The sequence below is a fragment of the Microbacterium sp. CH12i genome, assembly GCF_000685355.1.
GTDB lineage: Bacteria > Actinomycetota > Actinomycetes > Actinomycetales > Microbacteriaceae > Microbacterium.
Map to the genome: position 1 here is coordinate 237,757 of NZ_JHET01000003.1, position 15,934 is coordinate 253,690.

The following is a 15,934-nucleotide window of genomic DNA, read 5'->3' on the forward strand; positions in this document are numbered from 1 at the left end:
CGCTCCGCACCGCACGGCTTGGGTGCTCGCTATGACTGGATATATCTTCCGACGCCTGCTTCAGGCGATACCCGTTTTCCTCGGGGCGACCTTCCTGATCTTCTCGATGGTCTTCCTCCTGCCCGGCGACCCGATCCTCGCGCTGTTCGGCGATAAGACGCCGACCGATGCGCAGTACGCAGCGCTCATGGCGGAGTACCACCTCGATCAGCCGTTCTTCACGCGCTACCTGATCTACCTGTCCGATCTGTTCCATGGCGACCTCGGCACGACGTTCCGCGGTCAAGAAGTCAACGACATCCTGCTGCGAACCTTTCCGGTGACGCTGCGGCTTGCGCTGCTGGCCATCGTGCTGCAGCTCGTGTTCGGTGTGGCCGTCGGCCTCGTTGCGGGCCTGCGCAAGAACAGCGTTTTCGACCACGTTTCAATGCTGATCTCCCTGCTCCTCATCTCTCTTCCCGTGTTCGTGCTCGCGTTCATCGCGCAGTTCTTCCTCGGCATCCAGCTGGAGATCTTCCGGCCAACCGTCAGTAGGGGCGTGCCGTGGATAGACCTCCTGCTTCCGGCGATCGTGCTTGCTGCGCTGAACTTCGCCTATGTGGTGAGACTGACCCGCGCTTCGGTCATCGAGACTCGCCAGCAGGACTTCGTCCGGATGGCCTCGGTAAGGGGCTGCCCACGCGGCGAGTCATTCCCGTGCACGTGCTTCGAAACTCGTTGATCCCCGTCACCACGAACCTCGCTGCCGATTTCGGCATCCTGATCGTCGGTGCCACGGTCACTGAGGGCATCTTCAACGTCCCAGGAGTCGGCAACGAACTCTTCCAGGCGATCCGAAGACACGATGCCCCCGAGATCGTGTCGATCGTCACCGTGCTGGTCATCATCTACGTCTTGGTGAACCTGCTGATCGACCTTCTGTACGGCGTGCTGGACCCGAGGATTCGCTATGTCAAATGAGATTCCTACGCGCCGGATGGCGCACTACGTCGCCGAAATCGACGAGGCGGGACTCGGTGCTGTCGACGCCGTACGAGTGAGCGAGCGCAAGAGCAACCTCTGGCTCGATGCCTGGCGTGACCTCCGTGGGCGCTGGATGTTCTGGGTCTCCGCGGTGTTCGTCGTGCTGCTCATCGTCGTCGCGCTCTTTCCTGGCCTTTTTGTGCAGGTCTCACCACACGCCTGCGAGCTGTCGAACTCGAACGCCGACCCTCGCGCCGGGCACCCGCTCGGTTTCGACTTCCAAGGGTGCGACGTCTACTCGCGAGTCATCAATGGCACGAGCACCTCGCTGTCGGTCGGCATCATTGTGACGATCATCATTGCCGTGATGGGTATCGTCGTCGGCGCGTTCGCTGGATTCTTCGGCGGATGGGTCGACTCGCTGCTCATGCGCATCGGCGACATGTTCTTCGCGATCCCTTACGTCCTCGCAGCTGTCGTGATCATGTCGATGTTCCTGGCTAACCGGAACATCCTGGTGATCTCACTTGCCATCGGCTTCTTCGGCTGGCCATCGCTCGCGCGCATCCTGCGATCGGAGATCCTGCGGGTGCGATCGAGTGACTTCGTGATGGCCTCCGAGGCGCTCGGAGTATCCCGAATCCGTACGATGTTCACGCACGTGCTGCCCAACTCGATCGCTCCCGTGATCGTGGTGAGCACCATCGGGCTCGCCGCGGCGATCACGGCGGAGGCAACGCTCTCATTCCTCGGCGTCGGGCTGCCCGGCGACGTCGTTTCCTGGGGCAAGGACATCGCCGATGCGCAGATTCGTCTGCGCACCGACCCCATGCCGCTGATCTATCCATCGATCGCACTGTCGCTGACCGTGCTCTCGTTCATCATGCTGGGCGAGACTGTGCGCGATGCGCTCGACCCGAAGGCGAGGGCATTGCGATGAGCATCAACGATGCGAACGTTCCGCTGCTATCCGTGCAGAACCTCGAAGTCGCCTTCCGGACGCAGGATGGCGTCGTGCCTGCCGTGCGCGGTGTCAGCTTCGATATCTACCCCGGCGAGACGATGGCGATCGTGGGCGAGTCGGGCTCTGGAAAGTCGACGACCGCACACGCCATCATCAACCTGTTGCCTGGCAGCGGGCGGGTGACCGGCGGAGCGGTGAACTTCCAGGGACGCGATCTGACGAAGCTGAGTCGCTCTCAGATCGAAGATGTGCGAGGAAAGCTCATAGGCCTGGTGCCTCAAGACCCGATGAACAGCCTCAACCCCGTGCACCGCATCGGATTCCAGGTCGAGGAGACGATCCTCGCCAACGGGCTGGCAAACAATCGTCGGGCCGCACGCAAACGGGCAATTGAGGTGCTCAAGGAGGCCGGACTCGCTGATGCAGAGGCTCGGCTGAGGCAGTTCCCGCATGAGTTCTCCGGCGGGATGCGCCAGCGGGTGCTCATCGGAATCGGCCTGTCGTCGCATCCGGACCTGCTCATCGCCGATGAGCCGACCAGTGCGCTCGACGTCACCGTGCAGAAGAAGATCCTCGACCATCTTGCGGGGCTTGCTGCGGAACGCAACACGGCGATGCTGTTCATCACGCATGACCTCGGTCTTGCGGCCGAGCGTGCCGAGAACCTCGTGGTGATGCACCGTGGGCGGATCGTGGAGTCGGGGCCCGCGCTCGAGATTCTGCAGAACCCGCAGCATCCGTACACGCAGCGGTTGGTCTCAGCAGCGCCGAGCATCGCCTCGAAGCGGATTCAGGCTGCATCCAGTGCCGACGCGCCGGGCGAGGTGATCGAGATCACCGACACAGCAGGGGCGGCAGACCTGGCGGCGATCCCTTCGGTCGCAGCGCACGTTGTCTCGGAGACTGCCGAACCCGTGATCGAATTCCGCGGCGTGACGAAGGTGTTCAAGATTCGCGGCACCGGGTTCAGCTCAACGCGGTTCACAGCTGTGGACGACATCTCGTTCCAGGTGCCCAAGGGTTCGACGATGGCGATCGTCGGCGAGTCCGGATCGGGCAAATCGACGGCGGCGAAACTTCTGCTGCGGTTGGAGCATAAAACGGCTGGAAAGATCCTCGTCAACGGCAGAGACACCGACACTCTCAACCGGTCGGAGCTGCAGGCGATGCGTCGGCAGATGCAGCCCGTGTTCCAGGATCCATATGGGTCGCTTGATCCGTTGCACAACATCGGAAACACGGTCGCCGAGCCGCTGCGCGTGCACGGGGTAGGTGACGCCGCCTCGAGGCGTGCCAGGGTGTTCGAGGTGCTCGATCAGGTGGCGCTGCCCGCGAGCGTGGCAGACCGGTACCCGAACGAGCTCTCCGGTGGGCAGCGGCAGCGTGTTGCGGTCGCCCGCGCGTTGGCTCTGAAGCCCGAGATCGTGGTGCTTGACGAGGCGGTGTCTGCTCTGGATGTGTTGGTGCAGGCGCAGGTGCTCGCCTTGCTCGCCGATCTGCAGTCCGAGCTGAACCTCACGTATCTCTTCATCACTCACGACCTCGCCGTCGTGCGTGTGATCGCCGACCGCGTCTGCGTCATGGAGAGCGGACGCATCGTGGAGCAGGGAACCGTCGACGACATCTTCGCGAACCCGCAGCAGGAGTACACCGAGCGCTTGCTGAGCGCGATCCCCGGCGCCTCGATCACCCTTGGCGCCGGCTGACTTCTCCGAGACTGCAAAACCACGCCGAGACAGCGACGTATCGCACGCGTCTCGGCGTGGTTTTGCAGTCTCGAGGATCAATCCCGACCGAACGGACGCAAGCCTGTCAGGCGCATCGTGTCGCGAGGCCGCACGGGACGCAACCCCGCAGCGCGTAGTGCGGCATCGGCGGGCTCGATTTCATACAGTTCCGTCCAGCCCCAGCGCGCGAGCCCGGCCGTGTTGCGGCGAAGCCGGTTCTCTCGACGCTTCTCATCGACGATCGCGCGAGTCGGGTCGCCGAGATCGCTCGAGTACTTCACATCGCCGTCGGACTCACCGATGATGTCTGCATTCGGCCAGTAGAAGTCGGCGCGGTCGAGGTGTCCCTCAAAGAAGAACTCCTGCTGGAGGATCGGCCTCTCATAGCCGAGCCATTCGATTACGGCGAGGCTGGCTGATTCGAGCACGCTCTCCGGAGTCCCAGTCGCACGCTCCAGTGCCCAACGTGCTTGGCGTCGCCCCCGTCCCGATCCCAGTGACTCGTTGAGCGCGAGGAGGGATGCTGGACAGGCGGCGACGTCGATACGCAGCAGAGCATCGGCGTATGCGAGCGCCTCCGCGGGCGGCCGAGAACGGGCAATGTCGACGGCGGTCACGGCGGGGGAAGTCAAGCGGATGCCGTCGATCACGATGATTTCGCGAGTGTCAACCGAGACGTGGGTGCGGATTCCGCGGTACTCGCGGGCCGTTCCTTCGCTGACGAGCACGTGTACGGGGCGACTCGGGTACGCGATGAGCACACCGAGAAGTGTTGCCGAGGATTCACCGCAGATCACGCGCCGAGGATCAGTCGCCAGCGCAGCGTGTACGCGTACGAGCTGCTTCTCCCAAGGAGGAAGCGCATCCCAGCGAGCCGTCTCGACATACACACCGCGTGCGAGACGTTTCAGCGCACCAGAACGCCATCCGCGTTCGGTGTGGCTGACCCCTTCATCGCGCGAGAGGATAAACGGCAGGGGGCTGGGGACGATTTGCATAATCCAACGTTGCCCGTGCGGCGGAACGATTCTCGGTTTGCACAGCTGTGTCCCCGCTGCATCCGATGTGCAGAACGAGTTGGCCCGGCACCCCTCACTCAAACTGCAAAACCACGCCGAGACAGCCGCGATGCGACGCTGTCTCGGCGTGGTTTTGCACTCTGGCTAGGGGAGGAAAGGCGCCACCAGGGGGTACCCCACGAGGCCACGGCGTCGATCAGGAAGTGTGCCACTAGGAACGGCAGCAGCCTACCGGTGCGAGCGAACAGCCAGCCGAACAGCAGTCCCATCGCGAGGTTGCCGATAAAGGCGCCCGGCCCCTGGTACAGGTGATAGCTCGCACGCAGCACCGAGGTCGCGATGATGATCGGCCAGGTGCCCCAGCCGAGCTGCTTGAGACGGGTGAACAGGTAGCCCAGCACCACGAACTCCTCCATGAGAGCCGCGCGCGCGGCGGAGAGCAGCAGCACGGGCGCCGTCCACCAGTAGGCGTCGAGACTGCCGGGATTCACGGCGACGAAGAGTCCCAGCATCCGTCCGCCCACGTAGAGCGCAAGTCCGGGGATGCCGATGGCCAGAACGAGCAGGATGCCGCGGCCGACGTCGCGGCCCACGCGTGTGCCGTCGAGCCCGAGCCGACCCAGGTGCGGGCGTGACGACTGCCACAGCAGGAAGCACACCAACAGCACCGGAACAATAGAGAACCCGACACCCAGCACCTGGTAGATGAGGTCGAAGATCTCACGGTGCTGCGCGAGGGGTTCAATGTGGTGGTCTGCTCGGCCAGCGGCGTCGAATCCGTGAGTCGATACGCGAGCTGCACGATGGCGTAGACAGCGGATTGTCCGAGGCCGAGCGCGAGCACGATGCAATCTCCCACCAGATGCGCGAACGCGCTGGTGCGGGCACCGCAGGTTCCTGACCTGCCGGTCCCTGAGCTCGTCGAAGGGTCACAGACCGATGTTACGGGAGCGTTCATATGCGCGCTCAGAGTGTGATCAGCCATCGTGCGATATCCTGTAGCGTCGGCATCCCGGCGCACCCCCTCCTCGTTTAGGAATTTTGCATGGCGCACGCCCTTCGTTCTGACCTCCGCAATGTCGCTATCGTCGCGCACGTCGACCACGGCAAGACCACGCTCGTGGACGCGATGCTCCGTCAGACGGGCTCGTTTGGCGAACACGCTCACGTCGATGAGCGCGCCATGGACTCGAATGACCTTGAGCGCGAAAAGGGCATCACGATCCTCGCGAAGAACACCACGATCACCTACAAGGGTGTGCACGCGACCGACGGTGATGTGACGATCAACGTGATCGACACCCCCGGCCACGCCGACTTCGGCGGCGAGGTCGAGCGCGGCCTGTCCATGGTCGACGGTGTCGTGCTTCTCGTCGACGCGTCTGAGGGCCCGCTCCCGCAGACCCGCTTCGTGCTGCGCAAGGCACTGGAAGCGAAGCTTCCCGTCATCCTCCTGGTCAACAAGACCGACCGCCCCGACGCTCGCATCGCCGAGGTCGAAGAAGAGGCGCACGATCTGCTGCTGGGCCTGGCATCCGACCTCGTCGATGACGTGCCAGACCTCGATGTCGACGCGCTGCTCGACGTGCCGGTTGTGTACGCATCCGGCCGGGCCGGTGCGGCATCCCGCAATCGTCCCGAGAATGGCACGCTGCCCGACAACGAGGACCTCGAGCCGCTTTTCGGTGCGATCCTCGAGCACATTCCTGCGCCGTCCTACGACGACGAGGCGCCGCTGCAGGCCTGGGTCACGAACCTCGACTCCAGCCCGTTCCTCGGCCGCCTGGCGCTCCTGCGTGTCTTCAACGGCACGTTGAAGAAGGGCCAGACTGTCGCCTGGGTGCGCGCAGACGGCACACACCAGAACGCCCGCATCACCGAACTGCTGAAGACCCGCGCTCTGGAGCGCTACCCGGCCGAGTCCGCTGGCCCCGGTGACATCGTCGCCATCGCTGGCTTCGAAGACATCACGATCGGTGAGACCATCGCCGACCCCAACGATGTGCGTCCGCTTCCGCAGATCCATGTCGACGACCCCGCCATCTCGATGACGATCGGTACCAACACCTCGCCGCTGATGGGCAAGGTGAAGGGCCACAAGCTCACCGCCCGCATGGTGAAGGATCGCCTCGACCGCGAGCTGATCGGTAACGTTTCGTTGAAGGTCGTTGATATCGGACGTCCGGATGCCTGGGAAGTTCAGGGCCGTGGCGAGCTGGCTCTCGCGATCCTCGTCGAGAACATGCGTCGCGAGGGCTTCGAGCTCACTGTCGGCAAGCCCCAGGTCGTCACCAAGCAGGTCAACGGCAAGGTGCACGAGCCTTTCGAACACCTCACCATTGATGCTCCCGAGGAGTACCTCGGTGCGATCACTCAGCTGCTCGCGACCCGCAAGGGCCGCATGGACAACATGATCAACCACGGCACCGGCTGGGTGCGCATGGAATTCATCGTTCCTTCGCGCGGACTGATCGGCTTCCGCACCGAGTTCATGACCACCACGCGCGGCACCGGCATCGCCAACGCGATTTCGCACGGTTACGACGCGTGGGCAGGACACATCTCCACGCGTCAGAACGGCTCGATCGTTGCTGACCGTTCGGGTGTCGTCACTCCGTTCGCGATGATCGCTCTTCAGGAGCGGATGTCGTTCTTCGTCCAGCCGACGCAGGAAGTGTACGAGGGCATGGTCATCGGCGAGAACTCGCGCGCCGACGACATGGACGTGAACATCACCAAGGAAAAGAAGCTCACGAACATGCGTGCCGCAAGCTCGGACACCTTCGAGTCGATGACACCGCCGCGCCAGCTGACCCTGGAAGAGAGCCTCGAGTTCGCCCGTGACGACGAATGCGTAGAGGTGACACCTCAGGTCGTGCGCATCCGCAAGGTGATCCTCGATGCGACCGTTCGCGGCCGCGAGACATCGCGTATGAAGCGTCAGGACGCCAACGCTTAACGGACACTCGTCCGCCATTCGAATCGCTCAAGTTGTTGCATCCGCGCCAGGATGGAACAACTTGAGCGATTCGAACGTGTGGGGCGAGCGTCAGCGCAGCTCGGTGATGAGCACTGCGCTCGTACCGGGCGCCAACGCCTCGAACACGTGCGGTGCGTCGCCCGCGTACGAGAGGTAGTCGCCGGGGGGAGAGCAGGATCGGCTCTTCAGCGGGGCCGATGAGTGCCGAACCGGTCATGAGGATGACGTGCTCGGTCGTGCCAGCCAGGTGTGGCGTTGAACGTCGTGGTTCGCCGGGCTCGGCGCGGATAACATAGACGTCGCGGCGTGCACCGGGTGGGCTCGCCGAGAGGAGTGTCGCGCTGTAGTGCGCGGCCGCAGAAGGCACGCCGTCGAGATCCCCGGCGCGAATCAGCGTCGGCGGATTGGCTTGCTGGTCAACGAGCGAGGCGAAGGGGATGCCGAGAGCATCGCCGAGAGCCCACAAAGTTTCGACGCTCGGGTTTCCGGTGCCGCTCTCGAGCTGCGAGACCGTTGCCTTGGAGACTCCGGCGCGCCGGGCAAGCTCCGAGATAGTGATCGCGGCGGACTCTCGCTCACGCCGTAGGGCTTGTCCGATTCGTGTTCCGAGATCCTCCATTCGTTCAGTATGGCAAACGATTGTTCATCTTGACTAGTGGTCTCGCATTGTTCACAATGGTGGTCAGTGTTCAGTAAAACGAACGAGGAGCGGGAAGTGACCGAACGACGCGAGGTGTTGCGCGAAGCCGTCGGCGTCGCCGTGGCCACGAGCGCCTATGGCATCTCGTTCGGCGCGCTCGCCGTGGCATCCGGTCTCGACGTCTGGCAGACCTGCGTGCTGAGCCTGCTGATGTTCACCGGCGGGTCACAGTTCGCATTCATTGGAGTGCTCGGTGCGGGAGGGGTTGCCGCACTCCCGTCGGCGATCGCGTCGGCGGTGCTACTCGGGGTGCGCAACGTTGCTTACGGAATGCGGATGTCGCCGATCATCGGCAGCGGGTTCTGGCGGCGTACGGCCGCAGCGCACGTGACGATCGACGAGTCGACCGCGGTGGCGATCTCGCAGCCTTCGCGTCCGCTCGGGCAACTCGGATTCTGGGTGACCGGCGTTGGCGTCTTCATCGGTTGGAACATCACGACGCTCGTGGGCGCACTGCTCGGTGATGTGCTCGGCGCTCCCAAAGACTGGGGTTTGGATGCCGCGGCCGCCGCCGCATTCCTCGCGCTCCTGTGGCCACGGCTGAAGCAGCGTCAGGCGATCGCCGTGGGTGTCGCGGCGGCTGTCATCGCGGCATCCCTCACGCCGTTCCTCATGCCGGGGCTTCCGGTGCTTGTGGCTGCCGTCGTCGCAATCGTGGTCGGTTGGTTCAACTGGCTCGGGCGCGACGATGCGCGCGGCGCGGCGGCTTCGAAGGAGGCGATCGCGTGAGTGTCTGGAGCGCGGTGCTCCTTGCCGCCTGCCTCTGCGTGGCGCTGAAGGCGTTCGGATACCTCATCCCCGCGCACCTCCTTGAAGCGCCTCGCCCTGCCCGCATCTCCGATCTGCTGACGGTGGCGCTACTGGCTGCGCTCGTCGCCGTCCAAACCGTGGGGAGCGGACAGTCAGTGGTGGTGGATGCCAGGATCCCCGCGGTGCTCGTAGCAGCGGGCCTGCTGTACCTCCGGCAGTCGTTCCTCGTCGTTGTGATCGCCGCGGCTGTGGTCGCAGCATTTCTCCGGCTCGTCGGCTGGGCCGTCTGAGTCGTTGGGCTCATAGCCGAAACCGGGTTCCAGTTCGGGGCGGCGTAAGCTCTCAGCGTGCCCAATTGGATGTCTCGTGTTCTCTCTTGGATCGCGGCTGCCCTCGTCGGCGTCGTTTACGGCGCGGCGGGCACCATCGCGCACAGCCTCATGTGGGGCGTGATTCCGGTCGGACTGATCATCGGCGGCATCGCCTGTGGAGCTTTGCTTGTCGCCGTTCGCACGCTGACGCACGATCGTGGCGCGGCGCTCGCCACCGCAATCGGGATGCTCGGGACGCTGTTGATCATCTCTGGCCCTGGCCCGGGTGGTTCAGTCATCGTGCCGAACACTCCGGTTGGCCAGATCTGGATCTACCTCGTCGCCGGACTCGCACTGGTCGTAATCGCCTGGCCATCGCTGCCGCAGCGTAGGTTGCCCGTCGCGACCGAGGCTGTCGCTGAGCCCGAGGCGGCCCCGCTCATCACCTCTGTTCCGATGGAGGCGGTTGTAATGGTGGCCGTTCCGATTGCACCTGTTCCGTCCGAAACGCCTCGTCGCGGAGAGAGTAGCGGCCCCACGTCGTAGACTGGGGGAGTGACGTACGTGATCGCTCTTCCGTGCGTCGATGTCAAGGATCGTGCTTGCATCGACGAGTGCCCCGTTGACTGCATCTACGAGGGCGAGCGTTCGCTGTATATCCACCCCGATGAATGCGTAGACTGCGGAGCTTGTGAGCCCGTCTGCCCCGTCGAAGCGATCTACTACGAAGACGATCTGCCCGAAGAATGGGCCGACTACTACAAGGCGAACGTCGAGTTCTTCGTCGAGGTTGGCTCTCCTGGTGGCGCGGCGAAGGTGGGCGTGATCAAGTACGACCACCCGATCATCGCGGCTCTTCCCCCGCAGGGAGAGTAAGTCCTGTGGGCGTCCGCGACCTCGCCGACTACCCCTGGGATGCGGTGGTCCCCTACCGCGAGCGTGCGGCGCAGCATCCGCAGGGTCTCGTTGATCTTTCGGTCGGCTCGCCCGTCGACCCGACGCCGGAGATCATTCGTCGAGCACTGGCCGAGGCTACGGATGCGCACGCCTACCCTCAGACGGTCGGCACTCCTGCGCTGCGTGAGGCGATCGTCGACTGGTACGCACGTCGACGCGGGGTCACCGATCTGACAGTCGACAACGTCCTGCCCACTATCGGCTCCAAAGAGCTCGTCGCACTTCTGCCGACGCTGCTCGGACTGGGCGAGGGCGACATCGTTGTTCTTCCGCGCGTCGCGTATCCGACGTATGAGGTGGGCGCGCGGGTCGCCGGCGCGACTCCTGTCGCCGAAGATGATCCCGCCGCGTGGCCGGAGGGCACCAAGCTCATCTGGATCAACACGCCGGGCAACCCGGACGGTCGCACCTGGACCGTCGACGAACTTGCCGTGGCAGTGCGCCGAGCGCGTGAACTCGGTGCGGTGCTTGCGAGCGACGAATGCTACGCCGAACTGGGCTGGGACGGTCGCTGGTCCGAGGAGCGCATCCCCTCAGTTCTCGATCCTCGGGTGACCGATGGCAGCCGCAAGGGGTTGCTCAGCGTGTACTCGCTCAGTAAGCAGTCGAACCTCGCCGGCTACCGCGCGGCCTTTGTCGCTGGCTGCGCAAGTGTCGTCGGCGATCTCCTCACCGCCCGCAAGCACCTCGGCCTGATGCCGCCCGAACCGGTGCAGCATGCGATGACGGTCGCTCTCGGCGATGATGCGCATGTCGCCGCGCAGAAAGAGCTCTATCGTGCTCGGCGCGACGTGCTGCGGCCCGCGCTGGAAGCGGCCGGATTCCGCATCGATGGCTCAGAGGCGGGACTCTATCTGTGGTCAACCGAGGGTAAAGATGCCTGGGAATCGATGGGTCGCCTTGCCGATCTCGGCATCCTCGCTGGCCCCGGACCGTTCTACGGGACGGATGCTGGTCAGCATGTGCGATTGGCGCTCACAGCGCCGCTAGACCGTGTCTCCGAGGCGGCACTGCGTCTACGCGGCGCAGCTCTGTAGGTTCTCACGGTGCTCCTCGAGCATCTCTTGGTGGATGTCACAGTAGGCCAAAGTGACGACTAGGCTGTAAGGGCGATTCGGTCGAGATCCGGCCAGGCGCTCCGCGCCATACATCGCCCTCGACGAATCAGACCGACCAGGTCGAGTACGACGTACAAGGAGGACCGCGTGAGTGCAGCGGGAGATCAGCAGGCGAAAGCGACTCTTACGATCGGTGGAACCACAGCAGAATTCCCCGTGCTTCGTGGCACAGCTGGTACGAACAGCATCGATTTCTCGACGCTGACGAAGCAGACCGGCTACACCGGACTCGACTACGGCTTCGTGAATACGGCATCCACCAAGTCGGCGATCACCTTCATCGACGGTGACCAGGGAATCCTGCGCTACCGCGGTTACCCGATCGAACAGATCGCGAACAACTGCAACTACCTTGAGGTCGCCTGGCTCCTCATCTACGGTGAGCTGCCTTCGGCGACTGAGCTGGCGGACTTCGATGATCGCATTCGTCGTCACACACTGTTGCACGAAGACCTCAAGCACTTCTTCTCGGCACTGCCGCACACCGCGCATCCCATGTCGGTGCTCTCGTCGGCCGTCGCTGCCCTCTCGACTTACTACGAGGGACAGACCGACCCGAACAACCCCGAGCACGTTGAGCTCAACATGGTGCGGATGCTCGCGAAGCTCCCCGTCATCGCTGCATACGCACACAAGAAGAGCGTCGGTCAGGCGTTCCTCTACCCAGATAACTCCCTGAGCTTCGTCGATAACTTCCTCAAGCTCAACTTTGGTGTGCACTCGGAGCCTTACGAGGTCAACCCGGTCATGTCCAAGGCACTTGAGCTGCTGCTGATTCTGCATGAGGACCATGAGCAGAACGCGTCGACGTCGACGGTGCGACTCGTCGGCTCGACGGGTGCCAACCAGTTCGCGTCAATTTCTGCCGGTATTCAGGCACTCTCCGGTCCGCTGCACGGTGGTGCCAACGAGGCCGTCCTCACGATGCTCGGCCAGATCCGCGACTCCGGCCAGGGTGTTCAGCGCTTCGTCGAGCGCGTGAAGAACAAAGAAGAAGGCGTGAAGCTGATGGGCTTCGGGCACCGGGTATACAAGAACTACGACCCGCGTGCCAAGCTCGTCAAGGAAGCAGCCGACGAGGTGCTTCGCGAACTCGGAGTCACTGACCCGCTGCTGGATCTCGCCAAAGAACTTGAAGAGATCGCTCTCGCAGACGACTACTTCAAGGAGCGTCGCCTGTACCCGAACGTCGACTTCTACACCGGCGTGATCTACAAGGCGATGGGCTTCCCGACGCGCATGTTCACTGTGCTGTTCGCGATTGGCCGGCTGCCCGGCTGGCTTGCCCAGTGGCGTGAGCTGAACCTTGACCCGCAGACGAAGATCGGCCGCCCGCAGCAGCTGTATACCGGGGCTCCGGAACGCCAGTTCCCGACCCGCTGAGTCATCGAGCAGCATGCCCGTCGTCACCGCGAAGGTTTTCGTTCCGGTCGATGTGGCGACGGCTTTTGCCGTGTCGCAGACAACCGGTGCGATCCGTCGCCGCTGGGATCCGTTTATCAGCGAACAGCACTACCTAGACGACGCCCCAGTCGCGGCCAAGGGTGTGCGCGTGTACACCCGGCAGCGTCTGGGCTTCACGATGATCAGTCACTACGTCTCGTTTGCGCCGCCGCTGCGTGCAGGCATGGTGATGGAACGCGGTCCGTGGTTCTTTGAGAAGCTCGGCGGCGGATGGCGATACACTCCTGCCGAGGACGGCTCGGGCACCTACGCAGTGTGGAAATACAACTTCACCTGTCGTCCGGCCTGGCTGGCGCCGATTGCCGAATGGGTCGGTGTCCGCGTGCTCGGCTACGAGATCCGCGGCCGCATCAAGGGGTTTGCAAAAGGATGCGAGGACCCGAAGGTCCTCGCATCCGTCAATGCTTAGTTATACCGACCTGATTGTCGGCTGCGGAGCTTAGCGACCCGACGAGTATCCTGCGCGGCCGCCCTGCGAGCGCTGACCGCCCGAGGAACGACCCTGTCCAGCGCGCTGCGGCTGGCCGCCCTGTCCGCCCTGGGCGGGATGAGGACGACGGCGACGTGCGGGTGGAGCTGAGCCGTCTGAACGCTGCTGAGAGGCCTGGCGGGGCTTGCGAGGCTGCTGGGTCTGCTGGGCCTGCACAGGAGCCGGACGCACGTGCTCGGCACGCTCTCCGACGAGCTCGTTCACGATGTTCGCGTTGACATCCTCAAGGGCGGCAGAAATCTGCGCCTTGCGCAGGAGGTCCTTGACGTCGCGACGCTGCTCGGGCAGAACCACCGTGACAACGGTTCCAGCTGCGCCGGCGCGTGCGGTGCGGCCAGAGCGGTGCAAATATGCTTTGTGCTCCATCGGCGGGTCGACGTGAACGACGAGGTCGACGTTATCGACGTGCACGCCACGAGCGGCGACATCGGTTGCAACGAGCACACGTACGCCACCATCTGCAGGATCGGCCGAGAACGCGCCGAGGTTGCGCTCACGTGCATTCTGCGACAGGTTGCCGTGCAGATCGACGGCGGGGATGCCGGAGGCAGTGAGCTGCTTTGCGAGCTTCTTCGCCTGGTGCTTAGTGCGGGTGAAGAGGATGCGACGGCCGGTGCCGGAGGCAAGATCGCGCACGAGCGAGGTCTTGTGCTCGGTGGAGGTGGTGACGAGGACGCGGTGGATCATCTCGCCGACCGGCACACTGGACTCGTCGACCTCGTGGCTGATCGGGTTCGAGAGGAAGCGGCGTGCGAGCGAGTCGATGCCGCGGTCAAGCGTCGCGCTGAACAGCAGACGCTGTCCGCCGGCGGGTGTCGCCGTGAGAATACGAGTGACACCGGGGAGGAAGCCGAGGTCGGCCATGTGGTCGGCCTCGTCCAGCACAGCAACCTCGACCGAGTCCAGGTTGACGACCTTCTGCTTCATGAGGTCTTCGAGGCGGCCAGGGCACGCGACGACGATATCGACGCCGCCGCGAAGCGCCTGCTCCTGTGGGCGCTGGCTGACGCCACCGAAGACGGTGGTGACGCGCAGGCTACGGCGGCGGCAAGTGGTGCGACGACCGCAGCAATCTGCGTGGCAAGCTCACGAGTCGGCGCGAGAATAAGGCCGCGCGGGTGGCCGGGACGGCTCTTGCGTCCTGAGTCCGTCAGACGAGCAACGAGCGGGATGGCGAAAGCGATGGTCTTGCCGCTTCCGGTACGACCGCGACCGAGGAGGTCGCGACCGGCGAGGGAGTCGGGAAGCGTGTCGCGCTGGATAGCAAAAGCTTCGGTCTTGCCTTCGGCAGCAAGGACCGATGCGAGGGGCGCAGGCACGCCAAGTTCAAGGAAAGTGGGCATAAAAATACTCCATGAGCGCGCGTCAATACGCGCGATAGTTTGATGGGCGACCGCACACAGGAAGTGCGCAGAGGTTCGCCGTTCGAAACGCCAACTGGTGGAGGAGCTGTGCAGCTCGCTTCGATCTAAAAAGACCCCGTGACGACGACGTAGCTGCCCAAAATCAATCTGGACAACTGTCCTAGCCTAGCAGGTCCCGACAGCGTCAGGCGTGCAGCGCCTCGTTCAGGGTGACCCCGGCGCCCTTGCGCTGCTTGGCTTCGAGCGCTCCGGTGAGCGAATTGCGCCAGAACAGCAGGCCATCGCGCCCGGAGAGCTCCGCAGCCTTGACGGTGCGCTTGGCACCATCAGCGGTGGTCGGGCTATCGACGAGAACAATCTTGGAGCCGGCGGTGATGTACACCCCGGCTTCAAGGATGCAGTCATCGCCGAGTGCGATGCCGAGACCAGAGTTCGCGCCGAGCAGTGTGCGCTCGCCGATCGACACGCGCATCGTGCCGCCACCCGACAGAGTGCCCATGATCGATGCACCGCCACCGATGTCACTGCCCTCGCCGACGACGACACCCTGTGAGATTCGTCCTTCGACCATTGAGGCTCCGAGGGTGCCGGCATTGAAATTCACGAAACCCTCGTGCATGACTGTGGTGCCGGGGGAGAGGTACGCGCCCAGCCGCACGCGGGCGGCATCGGCGATACGCACGCCCGCAGGCTGAACGTAGTCAGTCAGGCGGGGGAACTTGTCGAGCCCCTGCACCTGGATGCTGTGTCGACGCATCTGCGGCTGCAAGCGTGCGGCGTCATCAGGATGCATCGGGCCCGCGTTCGTCCACGCGACGTTCGGAAGGTGGCCGAAGATGCCGTCGAGGTTCAGCTCGTTCGGGCGCACCAACAGGTGCGAGAGCGCGTGCAAGCGGAGGTACGCGTCAGCGGTCGAGGCGGGGGCCGCGTCCAAGTCAATCTGCAACTGCACGGTCTCGATGCGGACATTGCGACGCTCGTCTGGGCCGGTCTCAGCCTCGAGCGCGGCGAGGTCAGCAGCGGGCAACTCGCCGCCGCCGACCTCCAGGTACCACGCGTCAAGCACGGTGCCGTCTGCGGCGATCGTGGTCAGACCTATACCCCATACTGCGCGTGCGTTGCTCATG

Annotated in this window: 13 protein-coding genes and 3 pseudogenes; 11 read left to right on the forward strand and 5 right to left on the reverse strand. The window is 64.0% G+C overall.

The window, feature by feature from the left end:
• The first annotated feature begins 31 nt into the window (after nucleotides 1-31).
• The 3 genes and pseudogenes from DC31_RS04270 to DC31_RS04280 all read left to right on the forward strand — a co-directional run bounded on the left by DC31_RS04270 (nucleotide 32) and on the right by DC31_RS04280 (nucleotide 3,633).
• Nucleotides 32-960: pseudogene (locus DC31_RS04270) on the forward strand (ABC transporter permease).
• A complete protein-coding gene (locus tag DC31_RS04275) occupies nucleotides 950-1,903 on the forward strand; it encodes an ABC transporter permease (protein ID WP_036277340.1) in 954 nt (317 codons plus the stop codon). The pseudogene DC31_RS04270 and the gene DC31_RS04275 overlap by 11 nt, the downstream one beginning before the upstream one ends.
• Entirely contained in the window at nucleotides 1,900-3,633 is a 1,734-nt protein-coding gene (locus DC31_RS04280; RefSeq protein WP_051606394.1) for an ABC transporter ATP-binding protein, read from the forward strand. The genes DC31_RS04275 and DC31_RS04280 overlap by 4 nt, the downstream gene beginning before the upstream one ends.
• Nucleotides 3,634-3,710: 77 nt before the next feature.
• Here DC31_RS04280 and DC31_RS04285 read toward each other — a convergent pair whose 3' ends face one another.
• Nucleotides 3,711-4,652 (reverse strand): hypothetical protein, encoded by a 942-nt coding sequence (locus tag DC31_RS04285; protein WP_051606395.1) that lies wholly within the window; start codon nucleotides 4,650-4,652, stop codon nucleotides 3,711-3,713.
• Nucleotides 4,653-4,750: 98 nt separating this feature from the next.
• Entirely contained in the window at nucleotides 4,751-5,524 is a 774-nt protein-coding gene (locus tag DC31_RS04290) for a CPBP family intramembrane glutamic endopeptidase (protein ID WP_442921850.1), read from the reverse strand.
• A 194-nt stretch (nucleotides 5,525-5,718) separates the two neighbouring features.
• Here DC31_RS04290 and typA point away from each other — a divergent pair, with 194 nt between their 5' ends.
• Entirely contained in the window at nucleotides 5,719-7,632 is a 1,914-nt protein-coding gene (gene typA / locus DC31_RS04295) for a translational GTPase TypA (RefSeq protein ID WP_036277346.1), read from the forward strand.
• A 502-nt stretch (nucleotides 7,633-8,134) separates the two neighbouring features.
• Here typA and DC31_RS20155 read toward each other — a convergent pair.
• A pseudogene (locus DC31_RS20155) lies at nucleotides 8,135-8,272 on the reverse strand (helix-turn-helix domain-containing protein); the annotation flags it as partial.
• 96 nt (nucleotides 8,273-8,368) lie between these two features.
• On the opposite strand from DC31_RS20155, the gene DC31_RS04305 reads away from it, so the two are divergent.
• The 7 genes from DC31_RS04305 (at nucleotide 8,369) to DC31_RS04335 (ending at nucleotide 13,362) form a co-directional block, all read left to right on the forward strand.
• On the forward strand, nucleotides 8,369-9,082 hold the full coding sequence (locus tag DC31_RS04305) for an AzlC family ABC transporter permease (protein ID WP_036277348.1): 714 nt from the start codon (nucleotides 8,369-8,371) through the stop codon (nucleotides 9,080-9,082).
• Complete coding sequence (locus DC31_RS04310; protein ID WP_036277350.1) at nucleotides 9,079-9,393, forward strand: AzlD domain-containing protein; 315 nt, start codon at nucleotides 9,079-9,081, stop codon at nucleotides 9,391-9,393. Before DC31_RS04305 ends, DC31_RS04310 begins: the two co-directional genes overlap by 4 nt.
• Nucleotides 9,394-9,450: 57 nt before the next feature.
• Nucleotides 9,451-9,960 carry a histidinol dehydrogenase gene (locus tag DC31_RS04315; protein ID WP_200872862.1) on the forward strand — a complete coding sequence of 170 codons (510 nt, stop codon included), beginning with the start codon at nucleotides 9,451-9,453 and terminating at the stop codon, nucleotides 9,958-9,960.
• A gap of 9 nt (nucleotides 9,961-9,969) precedes the next feature.
• Nucleotides 9,970-10,290, forward strand: a complete 321-nt coding sequence (gene fdxA / locus DC31_RS04320; RefSeq protein WP_036277352.1) for a ferredoxin — start codon at nucleotides 9,970-9,972, stop codon at nucleotides 10,288-10,290.
• A 5-nt stretch (nucleotides 10,291-10,295) separates the two neighbouring features.
• Nucleotides 10,296-11,408 carry a succinyldiaminopimelate transaminase gene (gene dapC / locus DC31_RS04325; protein ID WP_036277354.1) on the forward strand — a complete coding sequence of 371 codons (1,113 nt, stop codon included), beginning with the start codon at nucleotides 10,296-10,298 and terminating at the stop codon, nucleotides 11,406-11,408.
• 168 nt (nucleotides 11,409-11,576) lie between these two features.
• Complete coding sequence (locus tag DC31_RS04330) at nucleotides 11,577-12,872, forward strand: citrate synthase (protein ID WP_081813712.1); 1,296 nt, start codon at nucleotides 11,577-11,579, stop codon at nucleotides 12,870-12,872.
• Nucleotides 12,873-12,885: 13 nt separating this feature from the next.
• Entirely contained in the window at nucleotides 12,886-13,362 is a 477-nt protein-coding gene (locus DC31_RS04335) for an SRPBCC family protein (RefSeq protein WP_036277356.1), read from the forward strand.
• 30 nt (nucleotides 13,363-13,392) lie between these two features.
• On the opposite strand, the pseudogene DC31_RS04340 reads toward DC31_RS04335, so the two are convergent.
• Nucleotides 13,393-14,786: pseudogene (locus tag DC31_RS04340) on the reverse strand (DEAD/DEAH box helicase).
• Nucleotides 14,787-14,991: 205 nt separating this feature from the next.
• Nucleotides 14,992-15,933 carry a 2,3,4,5-tetrahydropyridine-2,6-dicarboxylate N-succinyltransferase gene (gene dapD / locus DC31_RS04345; protein ID WP_036277357.1) on the reverse strand — a complete coding sequence of 314 codons (942 nt, stop codon included), beginning with the start codon at nucleotides 15,931-15,933 and terminating at the stop codon, nucleotides 14,992-14,994.
• Nucleotide 15,934 lies beyond the last annotated feature (1 nt).

Excerpts from the sequence above, each read along its gene's own strand:
- DC31_RS04280 (WP_051606394.1), top strand. The coding sequence starts at position 1,900 with ATGAGCATCAACGATGCGAACGTTCCGCTGCTATCCGTGCAGAACCTC.
- DC31_RS04275 (WP_036277340.1), top strand. The coding sequence starts at position 950 with ATGTCAAATGAGATTCCTACGCGCCGGATGGCGCACTACGTCGCCGAA.
- DC31_RS04285 (WP_051606395.1), bottom strand. The coding sequence starts at position 4,652 with ATGCAAATCGTCCCCAGCCCCCTGCCGTTTATCCTCTCGCGCGATGAA.
- dapD (WP_036277357.1), bottom strand. The coding sequence starts at position 15,933 with ATGAGCAACGCACGCGCAGTATGGGGTATAGGTCTGACCACGATCGCC.
- DC31_RS04335 (WP_036277356.1), top strand. The coding sequence starts at position 12,886 with ATGCCCGTCGTCACCGCGAAGGTTTTCGTTCCGGTCGATGTGGCGACG.
- typA (WP_036277346.1), top strand. The coding sequence starts at position 5,719 with ATGGCGCACGCCCTTCGTTCTGACCTCCGCAATGTCGCTATCGTCGCG.